The 4,768-nt window shown below is 72.8% G+C and carries 5 protein-coding genes and 1 pseudogene; 3 read left to right on the top strand and 3 right to left on the bottom strand.

The window, feature by feature from the left end:
• The first annotated feature begins 83 nt into the window (after window positions 1–83).
• A complete protein-coding gene (locus tag ACIQOV_RS28095) occupies window positions 84–365 on the top strand; it encodes a metal-sensitive transcriptional regulator (protein WP_224282060.1) in 282 nt (93 codons plus the stop codon).
• Between the two features lie 176 nt (window positions 366–541).
• Here the strand turns inward: ACIQOV_RS28095 and ACIQOV_RS28090 are convergent, their stop codons facing one another.
• Entirely contained in the window at window positions 542–1,084 is a 543-nt protein-coding gene (locus ACIQOV_RS28090; protein WP_401053184.1) for an MOSC domain-containing protein, read from the bottom strand.
• Window positions 1,085–1,192: 108 nt separating this feature from the next.
• Window positions 1,193–1,723 (bottom strand): annotated as a pseudogene (locus tag ACIQOV_RS28085) (TetR/AcrR family transcriptional regulator); the annotation flags it as partial.
• Between the two features lie 132 nt (window positions 1,724–1,855).
• On the opposite strand from ACIQOV_RS28085, the gene ACIQOV_RS28080 reads away from it, so the two are divergent.
• Window positions 1,856–3,475: an FAD-dependent monooxygenase gene (locus ACIQOV_RS28080; RefSeq protein WP_401053182.1), complete on the top strand. Its 1,620-nt coding sequence runs from the start codon at window positions 1,856–1,858 to the stop codon at window positions 3,473–3,475.
• On the opposite strand, the gene ACIQOV_RS28075 is transcribed toward ACIQOV_RS28080, so the two are convergent.
• Complete coding sequence (locus ACIQOV_RS28075) at window positions 3,457–3,897, bottom strand: DUF4345 domain-containing protein (protein WP_401053180.1); 441 nt, start codon at window positions 3,895–3,897, stop codon at window positions 3,457–3,459. The two genes, ACIQOV_RS28080 and ACIQOV_RS28075, sit on opposite strands and share 19 nt — an antisense overlap.
• Before the next feature lie 101 nt (window positions 3,898–3,998).
• Between ACIQOV_RS28075 and ACIQOV_RS28070 the strand changes: the two genes are divergently transcribed.
• A complete protein-coding gene (locus ACIQOV_RS28070; RefSeq protein WP_401053178.1) occupies window positions 3,999–4,637 on the top strand; it encodes a TetR/AcrR family transcriptional regulator in 639 nt (212 codons plus the stop codon).
• Window positions 4,638–4,768 lie beyond the last annotated feature (131 nt).

Raw genomic sequence — 4,768 nt, 5'->3', positions numbered from 1 at the left:
CCCCGCCCGTCCGGGCCGACTCCCCCTACCGCGCCGCCGGTAGAGTGTGGGCACGCCTCACCGCACAGGAACCGGAGACGGCCATGGCCAGCTACAGCTCCCACAAGGACGACTTCCTCAAGCGGCTCCGCCGCATCGAGGGCCAGATCCGTGGTCTTCAGCGCATGGTCGAGCAGGACACCTACTGCATCGATGTCCTGACCCAGGTCTCCGCCGCCAGCCGCGCCCTCCAGTCCTTCGCCCTCCAACTCCTCGACGAGCACATCGAATGCTGCGTCCGGGACGCCATCGCCGAGGGCGGCCAGGAGGCGAGCACCAAGATCCGCGAGGCCAATCAGGCCATCGCCCGTCTGGTCAGGTCCTGACCCTCGTCAGCGACGCAGGCTCCACCCCGGCTCCCGGCTGCTTACGCGCCGGGAGCCGTCGCCATGACGGGGTGGGGGTATGCTCGACGGGCCATCCGGCCTGTGGAGCAGCCGACTTGGGGGATCAACCGGGTCGTCGATCGACGACGCCCCGACGCCCTGACGCCCTGACGCCCTCAGACCCGGTCGAGCGGGCGGTGCGGGCCGTCGGGCAGCTCGACCGCGATGGTGTCGCCGGGCCGGACCGGGCCGCCGGTGCGGACGATGCCCATGATTCCGGCGCGGCGCACGATCGTGCCGTCCTCGGCGCGGCCGACGACCTGCTTGAGCAGGCCGGGCCGGTAGGCGTCGATCTGGGCGCACGGGTTGCGCAGGCCGGTGATCTCCACCGCCGCCTCCGGGCCGATCCGCAGCACGGCGCCGACCGGCAGGCCGAGCAGGTCCACGCCCTCGGTGGTGATGTTCTCGCCGAGCGCGCCCGGTGCCACGTCGAAGCCCGACTCGCCGAGTTCGGCGAGCAGTTCGCGGTGGATCAGGTGGACCTGGCGCAGGTTGGGCAGGGTCGGGTCCTGGGCTACGCGGGAGCGGTGCCTGACCGTCACCCCGGCGTGCACGTCGCCCTCGACGCCGAGTCCGGCGAGCAGCGTGATGCCGTCCCGGTTCGGCTTGGTGAACGAGTACTCGGCGTTGCTGCTGACTGCCACCACGGTGCCGCTCATGTTCCGGGCTCCCTTCACGGACGTTCGTTCGATCGACACTGAAGCACAGCCACCGTGCGGCCAGCCCTCCGAGGGTGCCCGCAGCAGCGGCAGCACGACCTCGTCCAGGATCTCCTCCACCACCTGGTCCGGCGCCACCGTCCCGCCCGTCAGGAAGGCGTCGCGCAGCAGGTCGAGCGGGAGCGAGACGACCCTCGGGGTGATCCGGTCGGGGTTGATCTCGCCCCGGTCGGCGGCTCTGCGCAGCATCGTCTCCAGGGTGTTCACCGGGCCGCCGGAGGTCAGCGAGCCGGTGAAGCGGGCCCGGAGTTCCGGGTCGCGGAGCAGGTCGACCAGGAAGGCGTGCACGGCCTCGCCCGGCAGGTCGTCGAAGCGGTGCAGCAGGCTGCGCATGAAGAGCAGCATGTCGGTGCGCAACTCGCCGGTGTCCGGCGGTTCCTGGAAGTCCGGGGCGTTGTGGCCGAGGGCGGCGATGACCAGGGCGGGGCGGTTCGGCCAGCGTCGGTAGAGCACCGGTTTGCTGGTCCGGGCGCGGGCGGCGACGCCGTCCATGGTGAGCCGGTCGTAGCCGTGCTCGACGAGTTCGCCCCAGACGGCGTCCAGGATCGCCCGTTCCAGTTCGTCGCCGCGCCGCCGCACCGGCTTGCCCTGCTCCACGGGTTTCCGCACCCACCCCTCGTAGATACGTTGCGTTTCTTGTGGGCCCGAGTCTACAGTCGGAAGCAGGAAACGCGCCGTATCTTATGGCCGGACGGCCGAGGGGGATCCGTCATGCTCACCGTTCACAGCACTCGCCCCGCCCACCCCGACCGTGCGACCGAGGTCCTGGTGGTCGGCGCCGGCCCGGTGGGCCTCGCGCTCGCCCTCGGCCTGGCCCGCGCCGGGGTCGCCTGCCGCGTCGTCGAGCGGGAGCCGGGCTTCCGCGACCGGGGCGTGCGCGGCAAGGGGATCACCCCGCGCACGCTGGAGGTCTTCCACGACCTCGGCGTCGCCGACGCGATCCTCGACCGGGGCACGCTCAACCTCAAGGTCCGCACCTACGAGGGCGACCGGATCGTCGGGGAGGTCGACCCGGCGCCCACCAACCGCCCGACCCCCGACCGCCCGTACAACGGCATGCTGCTGCTCGCCCAGCACCACACCGAGGCCGTGCTGCGCGAGCGGCTCGCCGGGTACGGCGTCACCGTCGAGACCGGCACCGAGCTGGTCGGCCACACCCAGGACGCGGACGGCGTGCTCGCCACCCTCCGCCGCGACGGCCGCACCGAGCAGTTGGGCGCCCGCTACCTGGTCGGCTGCGACGGCGGCCGCAGCACCGTCCGCAAACTGGCCGGCATCCCCTTCCTCGGCGAGACCTGGGACGAGGAACGCTTCCTGATGGCCACCCTGGACGTGGACGGCCTGGACGCCGACCGCATGCACCTGTGGAACCACCCCCGACTGGGGGTCGGCGCCCTGGTGCTGGTCCCGATGCGCGAGGACGACACCTGGGCCGCGCACGTCCTCGTCGAACCGGACGGGCACGGCGAGCTGCCGGCCCCGACCCCGGAGACCTTCCGCCGGCTGTTCGCCGAACGGGCCGGTCTGCCCGGGGTCCGGCTGCACGAGCCGACCTGGTCCACCGTCTGGCGGCCGACGGTCCGGATGGTCGAGCGCTACCGCGACGGCCGGGTGTTCCTCGCCGGGGACGCCGCGCACTGCCACTCGGCGGCGGGCGGCCAGGGCATGAACACCGGCATCCAGGACGCGCACAACCTGAGCTGGAAGCTGACCGCCGTGCTGCGCGGCGCACCCGAGGCACTGCTGGACAGCTACCAGGCCGAGCGGCTGCCGGTCGCCGCCGCCGTCCTGACCGCCACCTCCACCCAGCACCGCAGGCTGTTCAGCGCCGACGGCGCCCGCGCCCTGACCGACCAGTTCCGCACCATGTCCAACGCGGCGGGGGCCGACTTCACCGGGCTGTCGGTCGGCTACCGGGGCGGGCCGCTCGGCCGCGACCTCGACGACACCACCGGCATCCGGGCCGGCGACCGCGCCCCCGACGCGCCCTGCACCACCGCCGACGGCACGCCGACCCGGCTCTTCGACCTGTTCCGCGGCCCGCACCTCACCCTGCTGACGGTCGGCGAGCACCCGGCCCTGCCCGCCGACTCCACCCTGTCCGACCCGTCCGACCCGTCCGACCCCTCCGACCCGTTCGATCCGCCCGCCCTCCCGGGCCTGCGCCGGGCCGCCGTGCTCGATCCCGGCGGCCACGTCGCCCGGGCGTACGGGCTCCGCGGCGACGCCGTCGTGCTGGTCCGCCCGGACGGCTACGTCTCGCTGACCGGCGCCACCGTCGACCGGGCCACCCTCGCCGCCCACCTGGCGGACTACGCCCCGGTGGGCTGAGCCCCGGTCCGGGCCCGCTCGTCGGCGTCGGCGTCGGCGTCGGCGTCGGCGTCGGCGTCGGCGTCGGCGAGCCACAAGTACACCGGCGCGAGCCCGAGTTCGATCGCCATCAGCACCAGCTGGAACCAGTGCGGCCGGCCGTCCAGCACGATCGACAGCACCCGCGCGAGGCCGCCCAGCAGGAGCACCGCCGCCAGCCACCGGACCGCCCGGGCGGGCACCGGCGCCTGCCGGGCGGCCCGGATCCAGGCGACGCCGTACCCGGCGAAGACCGCGCCCATGAAGCGGCCGAAGCTGCCGACCGTCGGACCGGCATCCGCGATCCCGGGCATCGCGGCGTTTCCCAGCAGGATGTGGAGGAACCCGATCGCCACGCAGGCGATCCCCATCGTCCACGTGAGCACCCGTAACGCCTTGGCCATGACCCACCCACCCGTCAGAGGTCTGGTTGACACGTGTCTACCAATCGTGCCCCACCAAGCCGGCGCCGACAAGTAGACATGTGTCAAGTAGCCTGGCCCGCATGCCAGTCCACGAACGACGCCGTCGGCTCTCCCTCGCCGAGCGACGCGCCCAGCTGCTCTCCGTCGGCGCCCGACTGTTCGCCGAACGGCCGTACGAAGAGGTGCTGATGGAGGAGGTCGCCGAGCGGGCCGGAGTCTCCCGCGCGCTGCTGTACCGGCACTTCGCGAGCAAGCACGACCTCTTCGCCGCGGTCTACCGGGAGGCCGCCGACGGCCTGCTCGCCAAGACCCGCTTCGACCCGGCCGACACCCTGATCGAGCAGCTGACCGAGGGCATGGACGCCCACCTGGACTACTTCATCGCCAACCGGCACGCCGTGCTCACGGCCAACCGGGTGCTGGCCGGGGACCAGGTGATCCAGACGATCATCGCCGAGGAGCTCGACGCCCTGCGCGGCCGGCTGCTCGGCGTCCTCCCGCTCGCGGACGAGCGGGCGCGGCAGGCCGTGTCACAGGTCCTGCGCGGCTGGCTGGTGTTCGTCCGGGTGCTGGTCATCGACTGGCTGACCGAGGAGACCTGCACCCGCACCGAGCTGCGGGACGCCTGCATCGGTGCCGTACTGGGCGCCCTCCGGCCGCTGCTGCCCGCCGATCCGGCACCCGACCGGGGGCGCCGAGGGCATATCATCGGGGCGTAACGGGAGAAGCACCGCAAGCGTCCAATTGCCTATGAATATATGACAATTAAGCGCTTCGACTCCTCTCGACCAGCCGGACCTCCGAACCCCGCGAAGGGACCCATGGACTCCGTCGCAGCCGACCCCCGGAC

This window comes from Kitasatospora sp. NPDC091257 (assembly GCF_044757675.1).
Lineage (GTDB): Bacteria > Actinomycetota > Actinomycetes > Streptomycetales > Streptomycetaceae > Kitasatospora > Kitasatospora lactacystinica.
This window is presented reverse-complemented; position numbering and strand designations above follow the sequence as displayed.